Origin of the sequence: Psychromonas sp., from assembly GCF_047632955.1 — a bacterium.
Taxonomy (GTDB): domain Bacteria; phylum Pseudomonadota; class Gammaproteobacteria; order Enterobacterales; family Psychromonadaceae; genus Psychromonas.
Window position 1 is genome coordinate 51,290 of sequence record NZ_JBLIED010000010.1, and the last position, 26,313, is coordinate 77,602.

The 26,313-nt window shown below is 41.4% G+C and carries 23 protein-coding genes and 4 tRNA genes; 23 read left to right on the forward strand and 4 right to left on the reverse strand.

The annotated features are described in order from the left end of the window. The first annotated feature begins 21 nt into the window (after positions 1-21). Positions 22-384, forward strand: coding sequence for a hypothetical protein (locus ACJAZP_RS08625; RefSeq protein ID WP_415230338.1), 363 nt, complete (start codon positions 22-24; stop codon positions 382-384). 48 nt (positions 385-432) lie between these two features. Here ACJAZP_RS08625 and mutS read toward each other — a convergent pair whose 3' ends face one another. Then, positions 433-3,003, reverse strand: coding sequence for a DNA mismatch repair protein MutS (gene mutS, locus ACJAZP_RS08630; protein ID WP_415230339.1), 2,571 nt, complete (start codon positions 3,001-3,003; stop codon positions 433-435). 91 nt (positions 3,004-3,094) lie between these two features. Between mutS and ACJAZP_RS08635 the strand changes: the two genes are divergently transcribed. From ACJAZP_RS08635 to luxS, 16 genes are all read left to right on the forward strand, one after another. Then, a complete protein-coding gene (locus ACJAZP_RS08635; protein ID WP_415230340.1) occupies positions 3,095-3,592 on the forward strand; it encodes a CinA family protein in 498 nt (165 codons plus the stop codon). A gap of 145 nt (positions 3,593-3,737) precedes the next feature. Beyond that, complete coding sequence (recA, locus tag ACJAZP_RS08640) at positions 3,738-4,778, forward strand: recombinase RecA (RefSeq protein WP_415230341.1); 1,041 nt, start codon at positions 3,738-3,740, stop codon at positions 4,776-4,778. 397 nt (positions 4,779-5,175) lie between these two features. Beyond that, complete coding sequence (alaS, locus tag ACJAZP_RS08645) at positions 5,176-7,779, forward strand: alanine--tRNA ligase (RefSeq protein WP_415230342.1); 2,604 nt, start codon at positions 5,176-5,178, stop codon at positions 7,777-7,779. A gap of 46 nt (positions 7,780-7,825) precedes the next feature. Beyond that, positions 7,826-9,058 (forward strand): aspartate kinase, encoded by a 1,233-nt coding sequence (locus tag ACJAZP_RS08650; protein ID WP_415230343.1) that lies wholly within the window; start codon positions 7,826-7,828, stop codon positions 9,056-9,058. A gap of 95 nt (positions 9,059-9,153) precedes the next feature. Further along, the gene (csrA, locus tag ACJAZP_RS08655) at positions 9,154-9,330 is read left to right on the forward strand and encodes a carbon storage regulator CsrA (protein WP_415230344.1); all 177 of its coding nucleotides are present in this window, start codon (positions 9,154-9,156) and stop codon (positions 9,328-9,330) included. Positions 9,331-9,643: 313 nt separating this feature from the next. Continuing rightward, positions 9,644-9,736 (forward strand) — tRNA-Ser (locus ACJAZP_RS08660). 18 nt (positions 9,737-9,754) lie between these two features. After that, a tRNA-Arg gene (locus ACJAZP_RS08665) sits at positions 9,755-9,831 on the forward strand. A gap of 75 nt (positions 9,832-9,906) precedes the next feature. Continuing rightward, positions 9,907-9,983 (forward strand) — tRNA-Arg (locus tag ACJAZP_RS08670). 77 nt (positions 9,984-10,060) lie between these two features. Beyond that, positions 10,061-10,137, forward strand: a tRNA-Arg gene (locus ACJAZP_RS08675). Between the two features lie 422 nt (positions 10,138-10,559). Next, a complete protein-coding gene (locus ACJAZP_RS08680; RefSeq protein WP_415230345.1) occupies positions 10,560-10,820 on the forward strand; it encodes an oxaloacetate decarboxylase subunit gamma in 261 nt (86 codons plus the stop codon). Positions 10,821-10,851: 31 nt separating this feature from the next. Then, on the forward strand, positions 10,852-12,657 hold the full coding sequence (oadA, locus tag ACJAZP_RS08685) for a sodium-extruding oxaloacetate decarboxylase subunit alpha (RefSeq protein ID WP_415230388.1): 1,806 nt from the start codon (positions 10,852-10,854) through the stop codon (positions 12,655-12,657). A gap of 10 nt (positions 12,658-12,667) precedes the next feature. After that, positions 12,668-13,798, forward strand: coding sequence for a sodium ion-translocating decarboxylase subunit beta (locus ACJAZP_RS08690; protein WP_415230346.1), 1,131 nt, complete (start codon positions 12,668-12,670; stop codon positions 13,796-13,798). Positions 13,799-13,872: 74 nt separating this feature from the next. After that, positions 13,873-14,289, forward strand: a complete 417-nt coding sequence (locus ACJAZP_RS08695) for a YqaA family protein (RefSeq protein ID WP_415230347.1) — start codon at positions 13,873-13,875, stop codon at positions 14,287-14,289. Positions 14,290-14,436: 147 nt separating this feature from the next. Continuing rightward, entirely contained in the window at positions 14,437-16,017 is a 1,581-nt protein-coding gene (gshA, locus tag ACJAZP_RS08700) for a glutamate--cysteine ligase (protein WP_415230348.1), read from the forward strand. A 102-nt stretch (positions 16,018-16,119) separates the two neighbouring features. Further along, positions 16,120-16,734, forward strand: a complete 615-nt coding sequence (locus ACJAZP_RS08705; RefSeq protein WP_415230349.1) for a hypothetical protein — start codon at positions 16,120-16,122, stop codon at positions 16,732-16,734. A gap of 35 nt (positions 16,735-16,769) precedes the next feature. Continuing rightward, complete coding sequence (luxS, locus tag ACJAZP_RS08710) at positions 16,770-17,279, forward strand: S-ribosylhomocysteine lyase (protein WP_415230350.1); 510 nt, start codon at positions 16,770-16,772, stop codon at positions 17,277-17,279. A gap of 104 nt (positions 17,280-17,383) precedes the next feature. On the opposite strand, the gene ACJAZP_RS08715 is transcribed toward luxS, so the two are convergent. Together ACJAZP_RS08715 and ACJAZP_RS08720 are read right to left on the reverse strand one after the other, a co-directional pair. Further along, positions 17,384-18,661: an HlyC/CorC family transporter gene (locus ACJAZP_RS08715; RefSeq protein WP_415230351.1), complete on the reverse strand. Its 1,278-nt coding sequence runs from the start codon at positions 18,659-18,661 to the stop codon at positions 17,384-17,386. Between the two features lie 261 nt (positions 18,662-18,922). Continuing rightward, the gene (locus tag ACJAZP_RS08720) at positions 18,923-19,714 is read right to left on the reverse strand and encodes an inner membrane protein YpjD (protein ID WP_415230352.1); all 792 of its coding nucleotides are present in this window, start codon (positions 19,712-19,714) and stop codon (positions 18,923-18,925) included. Positions 19,715-20,107: 393 nt separating this feature from the next. Between ACJAZP_RS08720 and ffh the strand changes: the two genes are divergently transcribed. The 6 genes from ffh to ACJAZP_RS08750 all read left to right on the forward strand — a co-directional run bounded on the left by ffh (position 20,108) and on the right by ACJAZP_RS08750 (position 24,192). Continuing rightward, positions 20,108-21,508 carry a signal recognition particle protein gene (gene ffh / locus ACJAZP_RS08725; protein WP_415230353.1) on the forward strand — a complete coding sequence of 467 codons (1,401 nt, stop codon included), beginning with the start codon at positions 20,108-20,110 and terminating at the stop codon, positions 21,506-21,508. Between the two features lie 219 nt (positions 21,509-21,727). Further along, positions 21,728-21,976 carry a 30S ribosomal protein S16 gene (rpsP, locus tag ACJAZP_RS08730; protein ID WP_415230354.1) on the forward strand — a complete coding sequence of 83 codons (249 nt, stop codon included), beginning with the start codon at positions 21,728-21,730 and terminating at the stop codon, positions 21,974-21,976. 25 nt (positions 21,977-22,001) lie between these two features. Then, positions 22,002-22,529 (forward strand): ribosome maturation factor RimM, encoded by a 528-nt coding sequence (gene rimM / locus ACJAZP_RS08735; protein WP_415230355.1) that lies wholly within the window; start codon positions 22,002-22,004, stop codon positions 22,527-22,529. A gap of 19 nt (positions 22,530-22,548) precedes the next feature. Then, positions 22,549-23,295 (forward strand): tRNA (guanosine(37)-N1)-methyltransferase TrmD, encoded by a 747-nt coding sequence (gene trmD / locus ACJAZP_RS08740; protein ID WP_415230356.1) that lies wholly within the window; start codon positions 22,549-22,551, stop codon positions 23,293-23,295. Positions 23,296-23,335: 40 nt separating this feature from the next. After that, positions 23,336-23,695, forward strand: a complete 360-nt coding sequence (gene rplS / locus ACJAZP_RS08745) for a 50S ribosomal protein L19 (protein WP_415230357.1) — start codon at positions 23,336-23,338, stop codon at positions 23,693-23,695. Between the two features lie 125 nt (positions 23,696-23,820). Beyond that, complete coding sequence (locus ACJAZP_RS08750; RefSeq protein WP_415230358.1) at positions 23,821-24,192, forward strand: YbaN family protein; 372 nt, start codon at positions 23,821-23,823, stop codon at positions 24,190-24,192. Positions 24,193-24,198: 6 nt separating this feature from the next. Here the strand turns inward: ACJAZP_RS08750 and ACJAZP_RS08755 are convergent, their stop codons facing one another. After that, positions 24,199-26,121: an ATP-binding protein gene (locus ACJAZP_RS08755; RefSeq protein WP_415230359.1), complete on the reverse strand. Its 1,923-nt coding sequence runs from the start codon at positions 26,119-26,121 to the stop codon at positions 24,199-24,201. Positions 26,122-26,313 lie beyond the last annotated feature (192 nt).

Below are 26,313 nucleotides of genomic sequence, written 5' to 3' on the forward strand. Positions count from 1 at the left end.
AACATAAAAAGGGGACATATCATGAATGGTAAAATGCTCACTGTCTTTGTCGTAATGACGGTGTTTGTTGTTGGTTTTTCTTATGCCGTTGGACCTTTGGCTAATCCGGAAGGCAATCTAAGCCAGATGAAGAATCAAACTGCTTCACAGGTAAGGTATCGGCTGACCTATCAGGAAATGGATAAAAATACCGATGGGCAAGTGACAAAAGAGGAATATCAGGCTGCTGTTAAACAGCGCAGGGAAAATGCTCCTGGTGCGGGCGCGAATCAAAACGCCAAGTCGTTCACTTTTGAAGAGCTGGATCTAAATGCTGATGCGCTGCTTAGTCAGGAAGAATTTAATCAGCATCTTGCGACTAGCAGTCGCAGGGTAAAACAGTAAAAAGCAGCGCTCTTTTAAAGTAACCGGGCAGTCCATTACCCGGTTTTTTTATGCCCGTTCTTTTAATAAGTAAATGAGCTCAAGTGCTTTTTTAGGGGTTAACTCATCGGGATCAATATCTGCCAATAACAACAGAGCTTGATTCGTTTGTGCTTCATCAAACGCTAAACTTGCCTGCGGCGATTGTGCATTTAAGTTTACTTGAGGGCCCGCACCTAACTCTAACTGCCGTAATATATTTTTGGCATTATTAACCACCTCTTTGGGAACACCTGCTAATGCTGCTACCTGTAAACCATAACTTTTGTTAGCAGCGCCTTCCTGTACGGCATGTAAAAAGGCAATACTATCACCATGTTCAACGGCATCCAGGTGAACGTTGACCAGCTCGGGAATGCTTTCCGGTAGGGTTGTTAATTCAAAATAATGCGTGGCAAACAGTGTGTACGCTTGAATTTTTTTAGCTAATTGTTCAGCACATGCCCAAGCCAGCGATAAACCGTCAAAAGTACTGGTACCGCGGCCGATTTCATCCATTAATACCAAACTGTTTTTGCTGGCATTATGTAATATATTGGCCGTTTCGGTCATCTCTACCATAAAAGTGGAGCGTCCGCTGGCAAGGTCATCCGATGCGCCAATCCGCGTGAAAATACGATCCACCGGACCTATTTTAGCCTGTTGGGCAGGAATGAAACTGCCGATATGGGCCATCAACACCATTAACGCAACCTGGCGCATATAAGTGGATTTACCGCCCATGTTCGGTCCGGTAATAATCAGCATACGACGCCGGTCATTAAGGCTGATCGGATTGGCAATAAAGGGCGTTTTACTTACCTGTTCAACGACCGGATGACGGCCTTCTTCAATCTCAATGCCGTTTTCAGCTTGTAAAGTCGGACGCACATAATTGAGTGTGACAGCGCGTTCTGCAAGGTTATTAAGGACATCTAACTCGGCCAGCGCTTGCGCGGTTAACTGCAAATTTTGCAGGTGCGGTAATAGCAAATCGATTAACTGCTCATAGAGTTTTTTCTCTAACGCCAGCGCTTTGCCCTTGCTCGATAAAACCTTATCTTCATGCTCTTTCAGCTCGGCAATAATATAACGTTCGGTATTTTTCAGGGTCTGCCGGCGGACGTAGTGGGCGGGCACAATATCCGATTGTGAGCGGCTGGTTTCTATATAATAACCATGCACCCGGTTATAGCCGACTTTCAGAGTGCTGATGCCGGTGGCTTGACGCTCGCGAATTTCAAGTTGTTCAAGGTAATCGGTTGCGCCTTTGGCAAGGCTTCGCCATTGGTCCAACTCTTCATTGTAACCCTCGGCAAGAACCCCTCCATCGCGAATAATAACCGGTGGATTATCAATCACCGCTTTTTCTAATAGGGCCAGTAATTCAGGGTAGGAGCCCATCTCTTTATTGAGCTTACCGACCAGCTCAGCGGGCATCTCAGCGATCAAGTGCTGGAGTTCCGGTAATAATGAAAACGCGGTTCGCAAGCGCGTTAAATCGCGTGGGCGGGCAGAGCGTAATGCCAACCGGGCAATGACCCGCTCAACATCGCCGATCTGCTTGAGCGGTCCAGCCAGCGCAGCACTCAGATCCTGTTCGATTAATGTTTGGATCATTGTTTGCCGGTAAGTTAAGGTATTAAAATTGCGGATCGGCTGATGTATCCAACGTTTTAATAATCGGCTTCCCATTGGTGTGACGGTAAAATCTAGAACTTCTGCTAAAGTATTTTCATAACCGCCGGAAAGATTTTGGGTTAATTCCAGGTTTTTCCGAGTGGCTGCATCTAAAATAACGCTATCAATATTTTGCTCTAACTTGATCGATTGTAAATGCGGCAAGCTGGTGCGCTGGGTATCTTTAATATACTGCAGTAACGCGCCCGCGGCACACAGGGCAACCTCGGCCTTTTCGACCCCAAATCCGATTAAATCCTTGGTGGAGAATTGTTGATTTAATATTTTTTTGCTGGTGGCCAGCTCAAATTCCCATTCAGGACGGCGGCGAATGGTTGGCAGGTGTTCAATTAAATCATGGTGTTCAAAATTTTCAGGATATAAAAGTTCGGCAGGATTAAGGCGTTGTAATTCTGCTTGTAAGGTTTCAGTGTGCTGGAATTGGTTAATAATAAAACGGCCGCTACCAAGATCTAAGGAAGCAATGCCAAAGGTATTTTGCAATTGGTAGACGCTGCATAACAAATTGTCCTGACGATCATTAAGTAAAGCTTCATCGGTCACCGTCCCCGGCGTGATAATACGCACCAATTTTCGTTCAACCGGGCCTTTTGAGGTGGCTGGATCACCTATTTGCTCACAAATTGCAATGGATTCACCCATCGCAATTAATTTTGCCAAATATCCTTCTACACTATGGTATGGAACACCGGCCATGGGAATGGCATTACCACCGGTTTTACCGCGTTGGGTTAGGGATATACCCAAAAGCTGTGAGGCTTTGCGTGCATCATCAAAAAACAATTCGTAAAAATCACCCATGCGATAAAAAAGCAGGGTGTCGGGCACTTCGCTTTTGATGGCTAAGAATTGTTGCATCATTGGGGTATGTTGTTGTAATTGCTGCGTACTTGACGTCATAATGAATACACTTAATAAATGATAACTTTATATAATAAGAACACTTGCATTTTCATTTCCAATTATATTGGATCTTTATTGGAGAAAACCTATGTTCACTGAAAGAACCGTTCAAGAATTAGCGCAAGTCCTAGGTGAAAAACTAAACCGCGCCGGGTTAGTTGCCGCGACTGCAGAATCCTGTACCGGTGGTGGTGTAGCATACGCTATTACTGAAATTTCTGGAAGTTCACAGTGGTTCGATCGCGGTTTTGTGACCTATAGCAATGAAGCGAAAATACAGATGCTGGGTGTCGAAAAGTTGGTCATTAAAGCCTTTGGCGCAGTCTCCGAGCAGGTGGTTGAAGCCATGGCGATCGGTGCGGTAACCCATTCCGATGCGGATCTCGCGGTGGCAATTAGCGGTATTGCCGGGCCTGATGGAGGAACAGATGAAAAACCGGTTGGCACAGTGTGTATCTCTTGGTATAACGTCTATTCAGCCAGTAAAACTGAAACCTATTTATTTACCGGAAACCGTTCTGATGTAAGAACGCAGGCAATACGCCTGGCATTACTTGGTTTAATTGAGGCCATTGAAATAGAATGAACAGGCTAATATACTGATTAAACGCGGTTGATCATAAAAACAAAAAAAGCACTTGATACTGTGTAAATCAACAGTATACTTAGCGACAAGCACTGAGTGCATATACAGTTAAATAAAAGCACCATCACACAAATCTGGAGATAAAATGAGTCAGGATAAAAACAAAGAAAAAGCATTAGCTGCAGCCCTAGGACAAATTGAAAAACAATTTGGTAAGGGTTCAATCATGCGTTTGGGTGATGATGCGGCATCGATGGAAATTGATTCTGTTTCAACTGGCTCACTCAGTCTGGATGTTGCGTTGGGTATAGGCGGCTTACCCTACGGCCGTTGTGTTGAAATTTATGGACCGGAGAGTTCTGGTAAAACAACATTAACCTTACAAGTTATCGCTGAAGCGCAAAAACAAGGTAAAACCTGTGCATTTATCGATGCCGAGCATGCACTTGACCCGACCTATGCTAAAAAACTCGGCGTGGATGTGGACAACCTACTTATTTCTCAGCCGGATACCGGTGAGCAGGCATTAGAGATTTGTGACATGCTGGTGCGCTCTGGTGCAGTAGGCGTGGTGGTTGTCGATTCCGTTGCCGCGTTAACACCTAAAGCTGAAATTGAAGGTGATATGGGTGATTCACACATGGGTCTGCAAGCACGTTTAATGTCGCAGGCATTACGTAAATTAACCGGGAACATCAAACAGACCAATACCATGGTTATTTTCATTAACCAAATCCGTATGAAGATCGGGGTTATGTTCGGAAATCCCGAGACGACCACGGGTGGTAACGCACTTAAATTCTATGCTTCCGTGCGTTTAGATATCCGCCGTATTGGCGCAATTAAAAACGGTGAAGAAATTGTTGGTAATGAAACCCGTGTAAAAGTAGTTAAAAATAAAGTCGCGCCACCCTTTAAACAAGCTGAGTTTCAGATTCTATACGGTAAAGGTATTAACCATTTCGGAGAGTTGATTGATTTGGGTGTTAAACAAGAATTTGTTGAAAAAGCGGGTTCTTGGTACTCGTACAATGGCGCTAAAATTGGTCAGGGCAAGAGCAATGCAAGTCAGTACTTAAAAGAAAATCCAGTATCAGCCAATGAGCTTGAAGCTAAAATTCGCGAAGCGTTAATGCCAAAAGCAGAAGTCATTGAAGATAAAAAAGTACCTGCCGAAGAGATTTAATCCGGTAAGTTAAATTTGCATCGTGGTGCCATAGACTAGCAATCAAGCGATCAAAAAGGCGTGATATTTCTCGCCTTTTTTGATCGCTTGATTTTAGTTAATTTAATAAAGTCTGTGCTTGGAATAATAATTCACTCCCCTAATAAGTGCGCTATTTAGATCTATGCCACCCACTTTTACTGCTTGATAATACTCAAAAAAATAGTTCAGGTTAAATATAATAGCCACAGAAGAAAAAAATTCCTCCATTATTAATGTAAATTAAATTGATCTCCCGTTAGCTTCTTTGTCCTTTTCAAGCGACATGCTATATTAAACGTCATTTACTTTTAGCTTATTTGACGTTTTTTTATTCATCCATAGAATAACGGAACAGATACCTTACATGGAATAACTCATGACCAAATCAACTACTGAAATTCGTCAGGGATTTCGCGACTTCTTCGTTAAAAAAGGGCATCAAAGCGTAAGCAGCGGTTCACTTGTACCTCACGATGATCCCACCCTATTGTTCACCAATGCCGGCATGAATCAATTTAAAGATACCTTTCTTGGTACTGAAAAAAGAGCTTATACAAGAGCCACATCCAGTCAACGCTGCGTGCGTGCCGGAGGTAAGCATAACGATTTAGACAATGTTGGTTATACGGCGCGTCATCATACCTTTTTTGAGATGTTAGGGAATTTTAGCTTTGGAGATTATTCTAAGCGTGAAGCGATTGGCTTTGCGTGGGAATATTTAACCGTTGAATTAGGGCTAGCCAAAGCGAAATTATGGATCACTGTCTTTGATGAAGACATGGAAGCTGAAAAAATTTGGCTGGATGAGATAGGTGTAGATTCTGAGCGTCTATCACGCATTGGTGCAAAAGATAACTTCTGGTCAATGGGAGATACCGGTCCCTGTGGTCCCTGCAGCGAAATATTTTATGATCATGGTGAAGATATTTGGGGCGGTCCTCCGGGAACACCCGAAGAAGACGGGGATCGTTATATCGAGATCTGGAATATCGTCTTCATGCAGTTCAATCGTCATGCCGACGGCACCATGGAAAATTTACCTAAACCCTCTGTTGATACGGGAATGGGACTTGAGCGTATTTCTGCGATCATGCAAAACTGCCATTCAAATTACGAGATTGATATTTTCCAGGGTTTAATCAAAAAAGTTGCCGAAGTAACCGGAACAAGCGATCTTGAAGACAAATCATTACGTGTTGTAGCCGATCATATTCGTTCCTGCGGTTTTCTGATTTGTGACGGCGTGATGCCTTCCAATGAAGGGCGTGGTTATGTTTTGCGTCGAATTATTCGTCGTGCAGTACGCCACGGTAATAAACTGGGTGCGAAAAACGTTTTCTTCTTCAAAATATATGAAGAACTGATTAATCAGATGGGTGAAGCTTACCCTGAACTAGCAAAACAACGTGCATTTGTGGAAAAAATATTACGCTTGGAAGAAGAGCAGTTTGCAAAAACACTGGATCGTGGTTTACAGATTCTAGATGGTGAATTGGATAATCTTAAGGATCAGGTAATTCCTGGCGATGTGGTTTTTAAACTCTACGATACCTATGGTTTCCCGGCTGATTTGACCGCCGATATTGCCCGTGAGCGCGGTTTGATCATTGACCAGGCTGGTTTTGATAGTGCAATGGCTGAGCAGCGCAAACGCGCGCAACAGGCTAATAATTTTGGCACAGATTATAATGATGCCCTGATTATTGATAACGACACTGAATTTGTCGGCTATGAAACACTGGAAAGTGCGGCAACGGTAACTCACTTAGTCGCAGAAGGGGCTTTTGTCGACTCGTTAAACGAAGGTCAGAGCGGACAAGTTATTTTATCAACCACACCCTTTTACGCTGAATCCGGCGGTCAATCCGGGGATGCTGGTAAGTTAATACTTAACAATGGCGTATTTGTTGTTACCGATACTAAAAAATCCGGCAGTGCATTTTTGCATAGCGGTTATGTCAGCATGGGTTCAGTAATGTTGAATGGCAAAGTGCATGGCGAAGTTGATTCAGCGCGCCGTCAGTCTATCGCACTGCATCATTCGGCGACCCACTTGTTACATGCGGCGCTGCGCAAAACCTTAGGTGAACATGTTACTCAAAAGGGATCCTTGGTCGACGCGGAAAAATTACGTTTTGATTTCTCCCATTTTGAAGCGCTGTCTGCGGACTGTCTGAGCGAAGTAACTTACTTGGTGAATGAGGCAATTCGTAATAACTATGAAGTTGTGACTAATTTAATGGACATAGAAGAAGCTAAGACTTCCGGTGCTATGGCCCTATTTGGTGAAAAATACGATGAAATGGTACGTGTTGTCCAGATGGGCGACTTCTCAACTGAGTTGTGTGGTGGTACTCATGCCAAGCGTACGGGTGATCTGGGCTTGTTTTTGATGCGCTCCGAGTCCGGTATTGCTGCCGGTGTCCGTCGTATAGAAGCGACCGTAGGCACGGCTGCAGATCAGGCGATTGCAGATATATTCTTAGAAGTTGATAAAGCCTGCAGCATGATTAAGGGAGATCATTCCAATTTCGGCGAAAAAATAGAACAGCTTGTGGATCGCAGCAAACTATTAGAAAAAGAGGTCGCTCAGCTTAAGGCAAAAATTGCCGGTGCAGCAGGCGCTAATCTAATTGATAATGCCATTGAGATAAACGGCGTAAAGGTTGTTATTGCAAATGTTGAAGGAATTGATCCTAAATCATTGCGTGATAGTGTTGATCAAATGAAAAATAAAATGCAATCAGGTATTGTTGTTTTAGCGACAGTCGCAACCGATGATAAGGTCAGTTTAATCGCCGGTGTGACTAAAGATTTAATCAAAAAAGTGAAAGCCGGGGAGTTAGTTAATCTGGTTGCCGGTCCTGTAGGTGGGAAAGGTGGTGGTCGTCCGGATATGGCAATGGCAGGAGGTAATAATCCTGCAGCTTTAGCGGATGCACTCGCATTAGTCGCACCCTGGTTAATTGAACGTTTGTAATAGATAGATTTGCTATGTCAATAGCGTGAATAGATGAGAAATAACGATGGCATTATTAGTTCAAAAATATGGCGGAACCTCAGTAGGTAATATTGAGCGCATAAAAAGCGTTGCTGAAAAAGTGAAAACAACAAGAGAAGAAGGTCACGATGTGGTAGTTGTCTTATCCGCGATGTCGGGTGAGACAAATCGTATGATAGCGCTCGCCAAAGAGATAACAGCCAATCCAAGTCCGCGTGAAATGGATGTGCTATTAACCACGGGTGAGCAAACTACGATTGCACTTTTATCAATGGCATTACACAGTTTAGGTGTTGATGCTGTCTCTATGACTGGGGATCAGATCCGTTTAAAGACCGACTCTTGTCATAATAAAGCGCGTATTTTAGACGTCGAAACAAAAAATATTAAGGCGTACTTAAAACTTGGGCGGGTAGTTGTTGTTGCCGGTTTTCAAGGCCGCTCAGAAACTAATGATATTACCACCCTAGGCAGGGGAGGTTCGGATACCTCTGCGGTTGCTATTGCTGCGGCTTTAAAAGCGGATGAGTGTCAAATTTACACCGATGTTGACGGTGTTTATACAACGGATCCGCGTGTTGAACCCAATGCACGCCGTTTAGACAGTATTACCTTTGAAGAAATGCTTGAAATGGCAAGCTTAGGCGCTAAGGTTTTACAAATTCGCTCAGTCGAGTTTGCAGGAAAATATAATGTACCCCTTCGTGTTCTATCAAGTTTTAAAGATGGTGGCGGCACTCTAATCAGTTATAAGGAAAATAAAATGGAATCTCCTGTTATCTCCGGTATTGCGTTTAATCGTGATGAAGCCCGTTTAACATTATCGGGTGTACCTGATCAGCCGACCGTTGCCGCACAAATTCTCTCTCCTATTGGTGATGCTAATATCGATGTGGATATGATAGTACAAAATACCGTCGGTAACGGGAAAACAGATTTCACTTTTACCGTGCATCGTGAAGATTATCAGCAAACCAAGGAACTATTAGAGAAAGTGTGTGTCTTATTGCACGCAGATCATGTTCAGGGTAATAAGGAGATAGCAAAAGTTTCAGTCGTAGGCGTTGGAATGTGGAACCACCCGGGTGTTGCTAAAACAATGTTTGAAACACTGGGAGAAGAGGGTATTAATATTCACCAAATTGCAACGTCAGAGATAAAAATCTCAGTGCTGGTTGATAGTAAGTATCTCGAACTTGCTGTGCGTTCATTGCATAAAGCATTTGAGCTGGCAAATGACCCGACAGAAGAAAAATAAATTTTGGGATATGGTGCAGTAAAAACACGGGCAAGATAGCCTGTACTGGTCCATACTTAAATCAACGGATAGATTAATCCTAACAGGAGTGGCGCATGCTTATATTAACACGCCGGGTTGGTGAAACGCTGATGATAGGCGATAACGTTACCGTTACCGTTTTGGGCGTAAAAGGTAATCAAGTAAGAATTGGTGTAAACGCACCGAAAGAAGTATCGGTTCACCGTGAAGAAATTTATATGCGGATTCAAGCAGAAAAAAATAGCGAATAAACAGCATTCTTAAGTCATGATTTAAAATAATGTTATTCTTTTAAAGAGCCCGTAGGCTCTTTTTTTTTACTTATTTAAAGTGCTTTTTAAGCGGCTCACGGGAAGGTAGGTTAAAAATCCAGCATATGCAGGGTTAAATTGAAAGAAGGTTTCCCGTTTCTAATACAAGGCTGCTAAGACGCGCTGAGCATAATAGTTCCGTGTACGAAGCTAATTAAGCAATTTGGTATAATAAATAAGCAAACAGAAGTCACTTGTCAGAAAATGTTTGACTTGTTTTTAGAAGACAGTATTATGTGCGCCACAAGACGACGGTGGGGTGGCCGAGTGGCCGAAGGCGCTCCCCTGCTAAGGGAGTAACGGGTTTATAGCCCGTTCGAGAGTTCGAATCTCTCCTCCACCGCCATTCTTGTAGATTCTTAAAGCGGGTGTAGCTCAGCTGGATAGAGTACCTGGCTACGAACCAGGTGGTCAGGGGTTCGAATCCCTTCACCCGCACCATCTTTTTTTGCAGGAAGTGGTACGTATAAGAATCAAATATCAAATATCAAATATTAAAGACAAAAGAATATCGCGGCGGGTGTAGCTCAGCTGGATAGAGTACCTGGCTACGAACCAGGTGGTCAGGGGTTCGAATCCCTTCACCCGCACCATTCTTTATAAACTTACTCTGGTAAGTTTTTTGTTTTTAAGAGCTTTATAATATTAAATTATTAATATTATGCACTATGCGGGTGTAGCTCAGCTGGATAGAGTACCTGGCTACGAACCAGGTGGTCAGGGGTTCAAATCCCTTCACCCGCACCACTTTTTATAAACTATCTATATCTCCCTGTTTACGATCTTCAATCCAATACAATAATCCAATACAATTTTTATCCAAGCCATAAAATCATCTGCAAAATACATTTTTATGTGTTTTTTACATTACCCCTCTTTTTTTGCGTTACACCTCTCTTTTTATAAAATATATACTTTTATAGAACTTCTGAAGGTTTACACTAAGCGCTCTGCACTGTTCACATTTAATATAAAAAAAAGTACACTTAATATGCTGTTAAGGTACACTTAATATGCTCGTAAAGTGCTTTTTCATGCACTCCAATATATTGTCTTATGTCCATGCCAAGGGGTTGATAGATAAAAAAAAATATTTGTGAATATTTATTCATTAAAAGCTGTTTATTGAAATATACCGACTAGATCAGTGTAGAAAAGGATAAAGAACTATGGATATCAATCAGTTACTGTTAACCGCGTTGCAATTATTAGGTCTCGGGATGGCCTTCGTATTTCTGTTTTTAGGCTTATTAATGGTTGTTGTCAATTTGATGGCGAAATATATTCCAGCAGATCAGCCAGTTGTTAATAAAAAAAGGGTTCAGCAGAGTCCTGCAACAATGAGCTCTGCAGAATCTTCAATCAATCCTGCATTAATAGCCGCTATCACCACGGCTGTGCATCAATATCACAAAACCAAAACCGCATAATAGGAAATGAAAAATGAAGGAGCAAGAAAATATGTCTAAGCCTCTGGCAATCACTGAAGTTGTCCTACGAGATGCGCATCAATCATTATTTGCAACACGTATGCGTACCGAAGATATGCTGCCTATTGCAGAGAAGTTGGATAAAATTGGTTTCTGGTCATTAGAGACATGGGGTGGCGCTACGTTTGATTCCTGTATCCGCTTTTTAGGGGAAGATCCATGGGATCGTCTGCGTGCTTTAAAAGCTGCCATGCCTAATACGCCGCAACAGATGTTATTACGCGGTCAAAACTTATTAGGTTACCGTCATTATGCGGATGATGTTGTTGAAAAATTTATAGAGCGTGCTCATACTAATGGTGTGGATGTATTCCGTATCTTTGATGCAATGAATGATGTGCGTAATTTTGAAACCGCTATTAAATCAGCGGTTAAAATTGGTGCACACGCTCAGGGAGCGATTTCTTATACCACTAGTCCGGTACATACCGTTGATAACTGGGTTGATATGGCAAAACGCCTTGAAGATATGGGCTGTCATTCTTTATGTATTAAAGACATGGCGGGTTTATTAAAACCCTACGTTGCCGAAGAATTGATCACCAAAATTAAAGCCAGTACCAATATTCCCCTAGCATTACATTGTCATGCAACCACCGGGCTCAGTATTGCAACACATCAAAAAGCGATTGATTCAGGTATCGATATTATTGATTCTGCTATCTCTTCAATGTCCATGACCTATGGGCATACTCCAACTGAAACGCTGGTTTCAATTGTTGAGGGTGAAGCGCGAGATACAGGGCTGGAATTGCCTAAACTTGCAGAGATATCCGCGTACTTTCGTGATGTTCGTAAAAAATATGTGAAATTTGAAGGTGAATTGAAAGGTGTTGATCCGCGTATTCTGATTGCGCAAGTGCCTGGCGGTATGTTAACTAACATGGAAAGCCAACTTAAGCAGCAGGGCGCCGCAGATAAGATGGATCAAGTGTTAGCGGAAATCACCGCGGTGCGTAAAGATCTTGGTTATATTCCGCTGGTTACCCCGACCTCTCAAATTGTCGGTACACAAGCTGTAATTAATGTCTTGATGGGTGAACGTTATAAAAATATCACCAAAGAAACTGCCGGCGTATTAAAAGGTGAGTATGGCGCGACACCCGCACCGGTTAATGCGGAACTGCAAGCGAAAGTATTAGATGGCGGAACGGCCATTACCTGTCGTCCTGCTGATAACATTAAACCTGAAATGAAACATATTCAGACAGAGTTTAAAAAACTTGCCGCTGAAAAAGACATTAAAGTTGCCAAAGATGAAATTGACGATGCATTGATTTATGCTTTATTCCCTGAAATTGGTCTTAAATTTTTAGAAAATCGTAATAACCCCGATGCATTTGAGCCCGTACCCAGCGCCGATGATCTAAAGCCCGCCGCTGAAACGGCTAAAAAGCCGCAACAGGGTGGTGTAGAAACTTATTCAGTAGCAGTTGATGGACAATTATTTACCGTCCAAGTTGGCCCTGAGGGCACGGTAGAGGGCATTACCGCAGAAGCGCCTTCAACGCCGAACGCAACGCTATCGGCTTCAACACAAGCTGCAACAACCTCGACAGCGATGAGCGAAGAATTACCAGCCCCATTGGCGGGTAATATCTTTAAAGTGCTGGTCAGTGAAGGTGAAAAGGTTGAAGAAGGTGATGTGCTATTGATAATGGAGGCGATGAAGATGGAAACTGAGATTCGTGCACCAAAATCAGGCGTAATCCAAGGCGTCTTTGTCAAAGAAGGTTCTTCTGTTGCCGTGGGTGAAACCCTGTTTAAAATAGCTTAAGGAAGATAACGTGGATGGATTAGCAACACTTTGGGCAGATACGGGTATCGCACATTTTACCTTACCTGATCTGGTCATGATTGCTGTAGGTATTTTATTATTATACCTCGCAATAGTACGTAAGTTCGAGCCGTTATTGTTATTACCCATTGGTTTTGGCGCAATTTTAGCGAACATTCCCAATGCTGGTTTTACAGAACCCGGCGGCATACTTTATTATATCTACCATGTGGGGATTGAAACGGGGGTTTTCCCGTTAATTATCTTTATGGGTGTCGGGGCACTAACGGATTTTGGTGCTTTGATTGCAAATCCTAAGACCCTGTTCTTAGGCGCTGCGGCTCAGTTTGGTATTTTCACTACATTATTTGGCGCTATTTTACTTAATTTAGTACCGGGTTTTGAATTTAGCCTGCAGGATGCTTCTGCTATTGCCATTATTGGCGGCGCCGATGGTCCGACTGCTATTTTCTTAGCATCTAAGCTTGCGCCTGATTTGCTTGGACCTATTGCCGTTGCCGCTTATTCATATATGGCACTGGTACCGCTGATTCAGCCACCTATTATGCGCGCTTTGACCACTCAAGCTGAGCGTGAAATTAAGATGGAGCAGTTACGTCCGGTCAGTAAGCGGGAAAAAATTATTTTCCCAATGGCTGTCTTATTAATGACTATTCTATTTTTGCCGGCGGCGACACCTCTTGTGGGGATGTTCTGCTTAGGTAACCTGATGCGTGAGTCTGGCGTTGTTGAGCGTTTAAGCAGTACCGCACAAAATGAGCTTATTAATATAGTCACCATCTTTTTAGGATTGGGCGTCGGTTCAAAGTTATCGGCAGAAAAATTCTTAAACCTGGAAACCTTAGGTATTTTAGGATTGGGTGCGATTGCCTTTTCTATCGGTACTGCATCGGGTGTGTTAATGGCAAAACTGATGGGCAAATTCTCTAAAGATAAAATAAACCCGTTAATCGGTGCGGCAGGGGTTTCGGCTGTTCCAATGGCGGCGCGAGTTGCAAATAAGGTTGGTTTAGAGGCAAACCCTCATAACTTCCTATTAATGCATGCGATGGGACCTAACGTTGCTGGAGTGCTTGGTAGTGCGGTTGCAGCGGGTGTGCTTTTAGCGCTCGTAGGCTAATTTACTGATTATATTTTGTTATTGTATCAAGGCCACTTATTAAGTGGCCTTTTTTATGGGTGAAGGAGTTTCATTTGTGGTCTGAATTAATAGTTTTGTTGGTCAGCAGTTTTGTTTCTGCCACTTTATTTCCCGGCGGATCTGAATTATTACTGATTTATTATCTGAAAAATAATCCCAGCGAACTCTGGTGGTATTTTAGCGCTGTGACCCTAGGCAACAGTTTAGGTGCAATAACTACCTATTTTTTGGGTTTTTATGTCTGTGGAAAAACACAAAAAACCAAGTCTAAGTACTTTAAAACGTGGTTATTTTGCCAAAAACATGGTCTATGGGCTTTATTATTAAGCTGGTTGCCCGTGGTGGGTGATTTTATTCCTCTGGCGGCAGGGTGGTTAAAACTGCCGATCTTTCGCTCTATTGTATTTATAACCTTGGGCAAAGCGTTACGTTATGCAGTCATTACAGTGACCACACTGTCTTTAATTTGAGCAAATCCAATCATTGTCTTTTATTTTTCTATTATGAACCGCGCATGTTTATGTGTTGTTCGGCGCAGATTATTTTTTTGAACTTGTAAATGGTATCTTTATTAAGGTACTCTGCTAAATCTTTTCGTTATTTCAAAGGGTAAGCTCTTGTCTCTCAATTATAATCAGCGTTTAGCTGTTTTTGAACAACAATCACAATCTCTAGAAGGTTTTGGACGCGGTGTTGAACGTGAAGCGTTACGCGTGACGCCCGATGGCGGATTATCACAAAGTGGCCATCCGGATGCTTTTGGTAGCGCTTTATGCCACGGTACTATCACCACTGATTATGCTGAAAGTCTATTAGAGTTTATTACCCCCGTCGCTAAAAATGTCGATCAGCTCTTTGCCTATTTAAACGATGTGCACCATTATGCGGCTAAAAATTTAGAAAATAATGAAACATTATGGCCGATCAGTATGCCCTGTTTTATTAATAATGAAGACTCAGTTGAACTTGCCCAGTTTGGTTCATCTAATGCCGGCAAAATGAAAACCGCCTATCGTGAAGGATTAAAAAATCGTTACGGCAGTATGATGCAGGTCATTGCCGGAGTGCATTATAATTTTTCATTCCCGGAAATTTTTTGGGAGACGTGGGCTGAAGTTAATCAATCACCCTTAACGGGAAAAGATGCTAAGTCTGCCGGTTATATGGGGTTGATCCGCAATTATTTGCGTTTTGGCTGGGCTATTCCTTATCTGTTCGGAGCATCTCCGGCAATCTGTAAATCATTTTTACAGGGTAAAAAAACAACCTTTAAATTTAAAAAAACCGGTCTTGGCACTGTCTATTTGCCCTATGCAACTTCGCTGCGTATGAGTGATTTAGGTTATACAAGCAGCGCTCAATCTTCACTTGATATTTGTTATAACAGCCTGGAAAATTATCTCGCGTCAGTGCGCAAAGCGTTGACCCAAAAAAATCCGGAATTTGTCGATTTAGGCATCAAAGATGATGATAAATATATTCAACTAAATGACAATGTACTGCAAATTGAAAACGAGCTTTATGCTTCGATTCGTGCAAAACGGGTACAGAAAGAGGGTGAAACACCTTTGCAGGCATTAAATGCGCGCGGTATTGAATATGTTGAGATCCGCTCTTTAGATGTCAATCCATTTTCTAGCGTTGGTATTACGGAAGAACAGGTCAATTTTCTGGATCTGTTCCTGACCTGGTGTGCGATCACTCCTTCTGAGGATATTACTACATCACAATCAAAGCACTTTTCAGAAAATTTTAATAAAATAGTGACCGAAGGTCGTCAACCTAATTTAATGCTGGAAATTGACGGCACTGAGCAGAATGTAACGGCTTGGGGAGATTGGCTAACGGGACAGTTAAAAGAACTTGCTGTTGTGATGGATAAAAAAACGGCGGAACAGCGTTACCATGATGCAATTACTCATATCGCCCCGCGCTTCGCTGAACCCGAGTTGACAAGTTCTGCACGAATTTTAAACTTTATTAAAGAGAGTAACTCAGATAATGGCGTATTAGCCTTGGATTTATCGAAGAGTTATAAAAAGCAGTTAATTGCGCAGGACTATCAAATTTGGTCCGATGCTTTCTTTGAAAATGAAAAAACAGTTTCCGAACAGAAACAGAAAAAAATAGAAGCAAGTGACGATCTGGATTTTGATGGATACCTGCAGCGCTATTTTTTAAATGCACAAAAAAAATAGTGAGATTAAGGTTATAAAGAGCCTATAAGATTAAGCTCTTTATATTACTCAACATGATAGATTTTTGTAGGTTGGTGAAGCATCATTTTGGAAGCAAATTTAATGAAAATTAAACATAAAATAATGTATGTTATTAGCGTTCTGATATTAACTTCATGTGCGACGCCACCCCCCGCTAATCCCGAAAATATTTGTGATATTTTTACTGAAAACAGAGACTGGTATCATGCTTCTAAAAATATGAATGAAAAATGGGGTACCCCGATTCATGTTCCTATTGCAATGATGTATCAGGAGAGCAGTTTTAAGCATAATGCCGCGCCACCGATGCAATACTTCTGGTTTATTCCGATTGGTAGAGCAAGTGATGCATATGGTTATGCTCAGGCTAAAACCATGACCTGGGGTGATTACCAGCGTGAAACCGGTAATGGCTGGGCCGATCGTGATGATTTTGATGACGCAATGGATTTTATGGGTTGGTTCACTTATAAAACCCAAAAAATTAACGGCGTCTCTAAATGGGACGCTTATGGACAGTACCTGAATTATCATGAGGGCTGGGGAGGCTATAAGCGCGCCAGTTATAGAAAAAAACCTTGGTTAATGCGGGTCTCTAAAAGAGTGGATAACCGGGCTAGAAAATACGCTCGACAACTAAAAACCTGTCAGGAGAATTTAGATTCCAGCTGGTTATGGCGGTTATTCTTCACTTAACCGTTTATTAAATATATTTTTCAAAAGGAGTTCCAATGCCATTATTAGATAGTTTTACCGTTGATCATACGATTATGAATGCCCCTGCGGTTCGCATAGCGAAGTCCATGCAGACCCCGAGTAAAGATACCATCACCGTCTTTGATTTACGTTTTACGGTGCCTAATGAAGGTATATTGTCGGAAAAAGGGATCCATACCCTAGAGCATCTTTTTGCAGGATTTATGCGCGATCACTTAAATAGCTCCGATGTTGAAATTATTGATATTTCTCCAATGGGGTGTCGAACTGGATTTTATATGAGTTTGATAGGCAGTCCAAGCGAGACAGAAGTTGCCGACGCTTGGTTAGCCGCAATGCGTGATGTGTTGGCTGTAAAGCATCAGGAAGAGATTCCTGAGCTTAATAAGTACCAATGCGGGACTTATACTATGCACTCGCTTAGCGAGGCGAAAGAGATTGCCCATGCAATTATTGATGCCGGGATTGGCGTTAATAAAAATGCAGATATCAGCTTGTCGGATGAACAATTAAAGCAGTTATAATAAGCACTGCTGGTAATTAAAAAAATACCAATCTAGAAATCTAGATTGGTATAAATATTAGAATAAAAAATATTAGGTCTATTGTGATGGGTTATCAGAACAAACTATCCCTTATATTTTTTGTAAAACTGCGGCATCACTTTGACCAGTTTAACCTTGTTGTTTTCTACTTCTAATATCTCCATAGGATAACCGCAGACACGCGCACTGATCTGGCCTTTGGGTATCTCTTCAAGATATTCTAAAATGAGACCATTTAAAGTACGAGGCCCGTCTGTTGGTAACTTCCAGCCCATCTCTTTATTGATATCGCGAATACCTAAGCTGCCTTCAATAATATAAGAGCTATCCTTTTGCTTGTAAATTTCCTGCGAACTGTGCGGCTCCTGTGTGGTCGTAAAGTCACCCACTATCTCTTCTAAAATATCCGCAAGTGTTACTAGCCCCTGAATATCTCCATATTCATCGACGACTAAACCGATCCGTTCTTTATTATGCTGAAATTTAATAAGCTGAGTATTTAAAGCCGTCCCTTCGGGAATGAAATACAACTCTCGCACACTGCGTAACAGGCTGGTTTTTGTGAAATCGCCTTTGAGGAGAATCAGCAGAGAATCACGTGCATGCACAAACCCTATCGCATCATCAATGGTATCCCGGTATAAGAGGGTCATAGTATGAGTGCGATGTTGTAACTGTTTAAGAATAGTTTCCCAATCATCGTTAATATTGATTGCCGCAATCTCATTACGGGGGATCATTATTTCGTCAACGGTGACCTGTTCCAGCTCTAGAATGCTCAGTAACATCTGCTGATGATGTGCCGGAATCATTGAGCCTGCCTCATGCACCACGGAGCGTAATTCATCACTTGAAAGCGCCTGATCATCGGTGTGGTTAATATTCACTCCAAAGATACGTAACAGGGTATTTGAAATACCATTAATTAACCACACCAGCGGGCTAAGTAATTTTTGCAATGGGCGCAAAATAAATGAACTTGGAAAGGCAATTTTTTCCGGATAAAGTACTGCTAAGGTTTTTGGAGTTACTTCGGCAAAAATCAGAATAATTAAAGTAAGTATACCGGTCGCCATAGCAATGCCGGCATCACCAAATAAACGCTGACCGATGATCGTGGCGATTGCCGACGCCAAAATATTAACTAAGTTATTACCTATTAAGATCAGGCCAATCAGTTTATCGGGCTCTCTGAGTAAGTTTTCAACACGTATTGCCACTTGGTTTTTACTTTTTGCAAGGTGCCGCAAGCGATAGCGATTTAATGACATCATGCTGGTTTCTGAACTAGAAAAATAAGCTGAAATAATAATTAAAATTCCAAGCGTTATCAGTAATCCACTAGTGGGTATAGCGTCCAAATTTCCTCTCTTTGTATTAAATAAAAATTAACGAATGTTAGGTCTGCGATAGTAGCGAAAAAATGAGCATAAAACAAAAGCGATTATTTTAATTGGCTAAAATAGTGATGGCACTGCTTTTATCTTTTATTTGCATCTAAGTTGTTATTAACCGCTGATAATTAATTTCATGCACTTATTTATTTGCATCTAAGTTTTCAATAAAGCTGCGAATGAGCAGGTTATTTTCACTGAAACTTAGGCGTAAAGGGTGATTGTTGTTTAGTTGAGTATGATTTCACGGACAAATCGACTGCCAAAATAAGCCAGCGTTAATAAAGATGAGCCAATGATAGTGATATAGACAATCAATTGTCCTCGCCAGCCTTTTGTATAATGTCCCCATAATAAAGTCGCATAAAGTATCCATGCAATTATAGACAGAATTGCTTTATGTGCATTTCCTTGCGCAAACATATCATCCAGGAAAATAAATCCACTAAAAAGAGTACAACTTAATAAAATAAAGCCAATCAGAATAAACTGAAATAAGCTTTTTTCAAGGGTCATTAAAGGCGGCATGTTGATCATGCTTAAGGGGCGTTTATGATTTTTTAAGCGATAATTAATGTAGGCAAGTTGTAATGCAAATATGCTGGCGATGGTCAGCACTGAATAGGCTAATAGAGCAAAAATAATATGCGACCCGATCGCCGGGTGCATTTCTAAATGGGTAATATAATGACTTGGCAAATGCGCAACGGCAATAAAATTAATGATATTGAAGCCAAATATAACCGGTAATAAAACACCCGTATTAAGGCGCTTACTCATTATCGCCGACAATAGGGCGATAAAAAATCCAATTAAAGACACAACATTTAAAATCGGCAGGCTTTGTCCGTTGATTAAGAATATATTTTCATACAACCAAACTGCATGAGTAGAAAGTGCGATGATTGTTGACACAATAAAGCACTTATAGAAAGGCCTTGCCCGATTAAATAATATATTGACCGCTAAACCACCACTGATGAGATAAAAAGTAGCGACAATAAATGCCCAGTAATCCATATCAACCCACTTTTGTTATTTATATTGCTTTTATTATACGCACAGCTTTGCGCTTAAAGTAGTGAAAATATATTCTTTATTAATTGCTTGGAAGGTTACAAGTGATCCTCCATATTATGCGGCACTGACGACAAAGAGAGATGACCGAATCCGGTGGGTAATTAAGATTAAATCCGCGGCCATTTACAAAGTTTTGCCGCCGAAGACTTGCGATATGCTCTTAAAATCAGATGCGACGGATTTAATGCCTTTGTAAGCAGCGGCTAGGAATGCTTTGGTGATTCTAATTGCTTGTAATTGCACGTGCGGGTCACCGTGAATCTGCATATTCCGGTAGTATGGGTATTGATAAGTGCGTATAATAAATTTTATTTTTAGCAACGAGATCTGAGTATGTTTGAGAATCTAACCGAACGACTGTCGAAAAGCCTGAAAAATATCAGTGGAAAAGGGCGCTTAACCGAAGATAATATTAAAGATACCCTGCGTGAAGTGCGCATGGCTTTATTAGAAGCCGATGTTGCGTTACCTGTTGTTCGTGATTTTATACAAGCGATAAAAAAACGTGCTGTTGGTCAGGAAGTTGCTAAAAGTTTAAGCCCCGGTCAATCCTTTATAAAAATTGTCCAAAATGAGCTTGAATTGGCAATGGGGGAAGTTAACGAATCATTAAATCTTGCGACACAACCCCCCGCCATTTTATTGATGGCTGGTTTGCAGGGTGCGGGTAAAACAACATCGGTGGCTAAACTTGCCCGATTATTAAAAACCCGTGATAAAAAAAGTGTGTTAGTGGTCAGTGCCGATATTTATCGTCCCGCTGCAATCAAACAGCTGGAAACACTTGCCGGTGAAGTTGATGTTGAATTCTTCCCAAGTGATATATCGCAAAAACCGATTGATATTGCTAATGCCGCTATCGCTCACGCGAAAAAGAAATTTATTGATGTAGTGATTGTCGATACTGCCGGTCGTTTGCACGTCGACGGTGAAATGATGGATGAGATTAAAGATCTTCATCATGCGATTAAACCTATCGAAACGCTGTTTGTTGTTGACGCGATGACCGGTCAAGATGCCGCCAATACCGCTAAATCTTTCAATGAAACATTACCCTTGACGGGCATTATATTAACCAAAGCCGATGGTGATGCACGTGGTGGTGCGGCGCTCTCTATCCGTCATATCACGGGTAAACCGATTAAATTTATCGGTATGGGCGAGAAAGTTGATGCGCTGGAGGCTTTCCATCCTGACCGCATTGCTTCGCGTATTTTAGGAATGGGCGATGTTCTTTCATTAATCGAAGAACTTGAAGCCAAAGTTGATAAAGACAAAGCGGCAAAGCTGGCGAAAAAAGTTAAATCCGGTAAGGGTTTTGATTTAGAAGATTTTCGTGAGCAGCTAATACAGATGAAAAGTATGGGCGGCATGACCGGCATGATGGATAAATTACCGGGCATGGGCAAGTTGCCTGACGGTGTTAAAAATCAGGTAAATGATAAAAGTACCGAGCAGATGGAAGCGATCATTAATTCCATGACCAAAAAAGAGCGCGGTAAACCGGAAATAATTAAAGGCGGACGTAAACGCCGAATCGCAGCAGGCTCTGGTACGCAAATCCAGGATGTGAATAAATTATTAAAACAATTTATGCAAATGCAGAAAATGATGAAGAAAATGTCCGGTAAAGGCGGCATGCGCAAAATGATGAGCAGCATGCAAGGTATGATGCCGCCAGGCATGGGAGCAGCAGGCGCGCCTCCTGGGCTGGGTAATTTTAGAAAAAAATAAGTGTATTTAGAGTTTCCTAAATAAGCTCAAGTTGACTTTTTTCGTACTCTTCTTGGGCTTTTTTGATCCGTTAGATTGTGAGTTTAGTCGCTTAACTGCGGTGAAAGTGTGATTTATATTGTTCTTTTGCCTGATAAGAGTATAATTTTGCAGCTTTCTACAAAAGCAGGTGGTCAGAATATTCTGACTTATGACGTTTAATAATAAATAGAGGACGATATGGTAACTATTCGTTTAGCTCGTGGTGGCGCTAAAAAACGCCCATTCTACCAAGTGGTAGTAACTGATAGCCGTAGCCCGCGTGACGGTTGTTTCCTTGAAAGAGTAGGTTTTTTTAACCCTACAGCACAAGGTCAAGCAGAAAAATTACGTTTAGATACAGATCGCATCAACCATTGGGTTGGACTTGGCGCACAGCTAAGTGATCGTGTAGCTAAACTTGTAAAAGATAACGTAGTAGCTGCTTAAATTGCAGTCAGGTGAGGGGAGTTCGGTGAGCGAAAAAGCAGAACCAATTGTAATCGGTAAGTTTGGTGCGGTTTATGGCATCAAAGGCTGGTTGAAAGTCCACTCCTACACCGATGACGCTGAAAGTATTTTTGCATACAAGCCTCTGTTAATGAAATCAAAAGGACAGTTTCAAGAAGTTAATTTAGCTGATTGGAAACGTCACGGTAATGGTTTTGTTGCAAAAATAGTAGGATTTGATGTCAGAGAAGATGCACAAGCCTTAGTTGGTTTGGAGCTGCTCGTTGACTCGAATAAGCTTCCTAAATTGGAAGAGGATTACTATTGGCGTGATGTGGTCGGTTGTCAGGTTAAAACTGACAGTGGTTACGATCTTGGTGTTGTCACTGAGATGATGGAGACAGGCTCAAATGATGTGCTTGTTGTAAAGGCCAACCCGAATGATGCTTTTGGACAGAAAGAACGGTTAATTCCGTTCATCGACAAGCAAGTAATTTCCAGCGTGGATATTACGAGCAAATTAATTCAAGTTAATTGGGAACCTGATTTCTGATTACCCTAGGAGAAAAGTGATGTGGATAGGGGTTGTAAGCCTCTTCCCGGAAATGTTCCGGGCCATTAGCGAAAATGGGGTAACAGGTCGAGCGATTAAAAATAAGCTGCTTTCTATTCAATGTTGGAATCCTCGTGATTTCACCGTGGATAAACATAGAACGGTCGATGATCGTCCCTATGGTGGTGGACCTGGAATGTTAATGATGGTGAAGCCCTTACAGGATGCCATCTTAGCTGCTAAGCAGGCCGCCCGGGAAGCAGGGCACGAGGCTAAGGTTATCTACCTTTCTCCTCAAGGAAAACGTTTAGATCATTGTGGCGCGCAGTTATTATCAGGCTCTGATGCATTGATATTAGTAGCGGGGCGTTATGAGGGTGTGGATGAGCGATTAATTGAAAGCATGGTTGATCAGGAATGGTCAGTCGGTGATTATGTTTTAAGTGGTGGTGAGTTGCCAGCCATGGTTCTAATTGATGCGGTGGTGCGATTCGTACCCGGTGTGTTAGGACATGTGTTGTCAGCCGAGCAGGATTCCTTCGCGGATGGATTGCTTGATTGCCCGCACTTTACGCGGCCTGAGGTGTTAGATGGAAAACAAGTACCCAGTGTATTATTGAGCGGTGATCATGAAAAAATTCGTCTTTGGCGATTAAAACAGTCACTGCAGCGCACGAAACAGAGAAGGCCCGATTTATTAAATAATCTAGCTCTGACTGACGAGCAAGCTAAATTGCTTGCTGCTCTGGAAAGTGACTCCGGCTAACCGGCGACGTTTTCAGCTAACTAGGTAATAAGGTATTAAAATGAGCAATATTATACAGGCAATTGAAAAAGAACAAATGCGTACTGATATCCCTAAATTTTCACAGGGTGATACTGTTATTGTACGTGTTCGCGTAAAAGAAGGTGAAAAAGAGCGTCTTCAAGCATTTGAAGGTGTTGTTATCGCTAAGCGTAACCGTGGTTTACACTCTGCATTTACTGTTCGTAAAATCTCGTCGAATGGTGAAGGTGTTGAGCGTGTATTCCAAACTCACAGCCCAATTGTAGGAAGCGTTGAAGTTAAACGTCGCGGTGTGGTTCGCCAAGCTAAACTTTACTACTTACGTGAACTTACTGGTAAGGCTGCTCGTATTAAAGAGAAGCTTGGTAAGAAGAAGTAATTTCTTGTCAAATTGTAATATAGCAAGGCCGATTTAGATTGGCTTCGCTGAAAAAGCTCGCAGATTGCGAGCTTTTTTTTTGCTGTTAATTAAACTTTTGCTGTTAATTAAACTAATATACCAAAATGCATAAACACCTTTATCGTTACCTTATTATTTTTGTCGGTGGCCTGAGTATTTTACTGGGTTTGTTGGGTATTATTTTGCCACTCCTGCCGACCACCCCTTTTTTTATTTTAGCACTGAGCTGTTTTGCCCGGACTTCCCCTTATTTCCATCAAAAGTTATTAAAGACTCCCTACATAGGTGAAACCTTGCAGGATTGGGAAGAACATAAAAAAATTGATAAAAAGCGTAAATCACAGATCTATGTAATAGTGCTGAGCAGTTTTATGCTCTCTATCTTGATATTGAGAGAGTCTCTTTTATTACAGTTATTGCTGATTTTTATTATGTCTGTATTGCTGTTTTTTATTCACCGTATAGAGGAAAAATAATCCGGATTAACTATGCAACAAAGATAAACGCTCACTTTCTATATTCGGGTTAAATACCGGCAGGGTAATGATAAACCGCGTAAATAAACCCGGCTCAGATTCAATTTCTATACTGCCATGGTGCTGCTTAATAATTTGTGAACAGATAGTTAAACCAATCCCCAGACCAAAATGCCCTTCTCTTTTTGTGGTGTAATTCAGTTCAAATATTTTATCCAGATTAGTTGCCGGCACGCCGGGCCCGTTATCTTCGATAATAACCTGAATGCTGGGCGCTTCCTCGTAGGGCAGGTAACATGTTGATATCTTTATAATCCCGGTGTCACCCGTGGCATCTATCGCATTTGATATTATATTTGTCCATACCTGCTCTAATTCGATTGGGTGACACTCAATTTTAGGTAATTGCTGGTACTCTTTAATCACGCTGTAATTTTTTAATTTATTTTCAAAGATGATTAAAGTTTCTTCCAAACCTTCATGAATATCAGTCAATTCTGATACCGGGCTATCTTGACCGGCATAATGTTTTAAACTTTTAACCAGGTCAGCAATGCGCGAGGCACAGGCATTGCTGTTACGTAAAATACTACCTACTTGATAGAATTTATCTAACAACAAAATACTTTCCTGTAAATTGCGTTTATTTTCCAGTGGAATCTCCTTCGTGTCTAAATTCATATTTATTAAATATTTAGCGAGCTTTTTGTCTTTTATTTTGGGCAGTAGCTGGTTAGTTCTTTGACGGATTTCAGAGGTGGATAAAGGTATCAAGCTTAAACCTTGCTGCAGGGTTTGCCGCGCAAGTTGAGAAAAAGGGGTGTTATCATTGCAGCAGATCAGAGTGAATATAAGCTCTTTTAAGGAATCTGAACCGCGTAAAATGGCTGCGACGGGATTATTAAGTTCATGGGCAACGCCGGTGACTAATTGCCCCAATACCACCATTTTTTCACTTTCGATAAGTTGATTGTAAGCAATATCTAAAGACTGCAGGGTTTCTTGTAAGGCAAGTTCCGTTGAGATGCTATGTTGTAAACGGCGGTTGAAATTACGCAATAATAAATTAGTGAAGGGTGCTAAAAGTTCGGAGTTTGACTGCATAATTTGTGAAAAAATAGTGTTATCTACTTTTAAAACTTCAGTGTCAACCAGGGTAATTCCGGTACTAAAAGCCGCTTCTCCGGTTAAAAAAGACATACCGCCCACCATTGTACCGGCCTGCATAATAGTAATATCTTGAACTTCACCCTGAGCATTGCGTTTCTTAAGTAAGACCTCACCCTTGGTAATAAACCACAGGAAACAATTTTTTTCACCTTCGCGGGTGAGTATGTGATTGGCGCTATAACGACGGCGAACTTTATATTGATCCCCTGTTTCTAAAACTTTATGCAAGGATTTGATCACCAGATTAGATAGTTCAGAGTCTGAATAAAGTGAATAATCAAGAAATTTATCTTTGAAAGACGAAGGGTTGGACTGTTCAGGTTTATCTAATAAGCAGGTGGTATTAACAATACTATTTTTGGGGGAGGACTGCTGCTGATGGTTTATTTTATAACGGCTGATCTGCTCTTGAATAACGGTGATCAGCTCCTGCGCTTGATAAGGTAACGGCAAAAAATAATCAATATGACTCTGATTGATATAATCAATAAGCTCTGTGGTGGAAGGGACTGCTCCATAAACCATTTTCCTCATTGCGCTGCATTGTGAGCCCTTAAAAATTGACATTGCATTGCCGTCTGTAAATGTTTGCGCACAAAGTATTAAGGCTATGTTTTGTTTGTTTTGTAAGATCAACTGCTTGGCTTGATATAAGCTGGTCGCTTGCAGTAATGTTAAACGTGCGCTTAAAGGCTGAAGATCTTCGATAATTTGAGCAAGGCGGAGTGGATCACTATCAACACATAACATAGTTAGCATAAGCACAGTTTCCAAAAGTAATTTATTGCCGAGTATATAATGATGGCGTTAAAAAATAAGCATTGCAGAGCTCATTTTAGCGCGCTAATCACTATTATAATAATGAAGGTTGTTTGTAAATATGCTTTTGTGAAGATTATGATAAACTTAGCTGGTTTATTTAAACAAATTATCCAAAAATAAAGAGATAAC

Excerpts from the sequence above, each read along its gene's own strand:
- ACJAZP_RS08625 (WP_415230338.1), top strand. The coding sequence starts at position 22 with ATGAATGGTAAAATGCTCACTGTCTTTGTCGTAATGACGGTGTTTGTT.
- mutS (WP_415230339.1), bottom strand. The coding sequence starts at position 3,003 with ATGACGTCAAGTACGCAGCAATTACAACAACATACCCCAATGATGCAA.
- ACJAZP_RS08635 (WP_415230340.1), top strand. The coding sequence starts at position 3,095 with ATGTTCACTGAAAGAACCGTTCAAGAATTAGCGCAAGTCCTAGGTGAA.
- recA (WP_415230341.1), top strand. The coding sequence starts at position 3,738 with ATGAGTCAGGATAAAAACAAAGAAAAAGCATTAGCTGCAGCCCTAGGA.
- alaS (WP_415230342.1), top strand. The coding sequence starts at position 5,176 with ATGACCAAATCAACTACTGAAATTCGTCAGGGATTTCGCGACTTCTTC.
- ACJAZP_RS08650 (WP_415230343.1), top strand. The coding sequence starts at position 7,826 with ATGGCATTATTAGTTCAAAAATATGGCGGAACCTCAGTAGGTAATATT.
- csrA (WP_415230344.1), top strand. The coding sequence starts at position 9,154 with ATGCTTATATTAACACGCCGGGTTGGTGAAACGCTGATGATAGGCGAT.
- ACJAZP_RS08680 (WP_415230345.1), top strand. The coding sequence starts at position 10,560 with ATGGATATCAATCAGTTACTGTTAACCGCGTTGCAATTATTAGGTCTC.
- oadA (WP_415230388.1), top strand. The coding sequence starts at position 10,852 with ATGTCTAAGCCTCTGGCAATCACTGAAGTTGTCCTACGAGATGCGCAT.
- ACJAZP_RS08705 (WP_415230349.1), top strand. The coding sequence starts at position 16,120 with ATGAAAATTAAACATAAAATAATGTATGTTATTAGCGTTCTGATATTA.
- luxS (WP_415230350.1), top strand. The coding sequence starts at position 16,770 with ATGCCATTATTAGATAGTTTTACCGTTGATCATACGATTATGAATGCC.
- ACJAZP_RS08720 (WP_415230352.1), bottom strand. The coding sequence starts at position 19,714 with ATGGATTACTGGGCATTTATTGTCGCTACTTTTTATCTCATCAGTGGT.
- ffh (WP_415230353.1), top strand. The coding sequence starts at position 20,108 with ATGTTTGAGAATCTAACCGAACGACTGTCGAAAAGCCTGAAAAATATC.
- rpsP (WP_415230354.1), top strand. The coding sequence starts at position 21,728 with ATGGTAACTATTCGTTTAGCTCGTGGTGGCGCTAAAAAACGCCCATTC.
- trmD (WP_415230356.1), top strand. The coding sequence starts at position 22,549 with ATGTGGATAGGGGTTGTAAGCCTCTTCCCGGAAATGTTCCGGGCCATT.
- rplS (WP_415230357.1), top strand. The coding sequence starts at position 23,336 with ATGAGCAATATTATACAGGCAATTGAAAAAGAACAAATGCGTACTGAT.
- ACJAZP_RS08750 (WP_415230358.1), top strand. The coding sequence starts at position 23,821 with ATGCATAAACACCTTTATCGTTACCTTATTATTTTTGTCGGTGGCCTG.
- ACJAZP_RS08755 (WP_415230359.1), bottom strand. The coding sequence starts at position 26,121 with ATGCTAACTATGTTATGTGTTGATAGTGATCCACTCCGCCTTGCTCAA.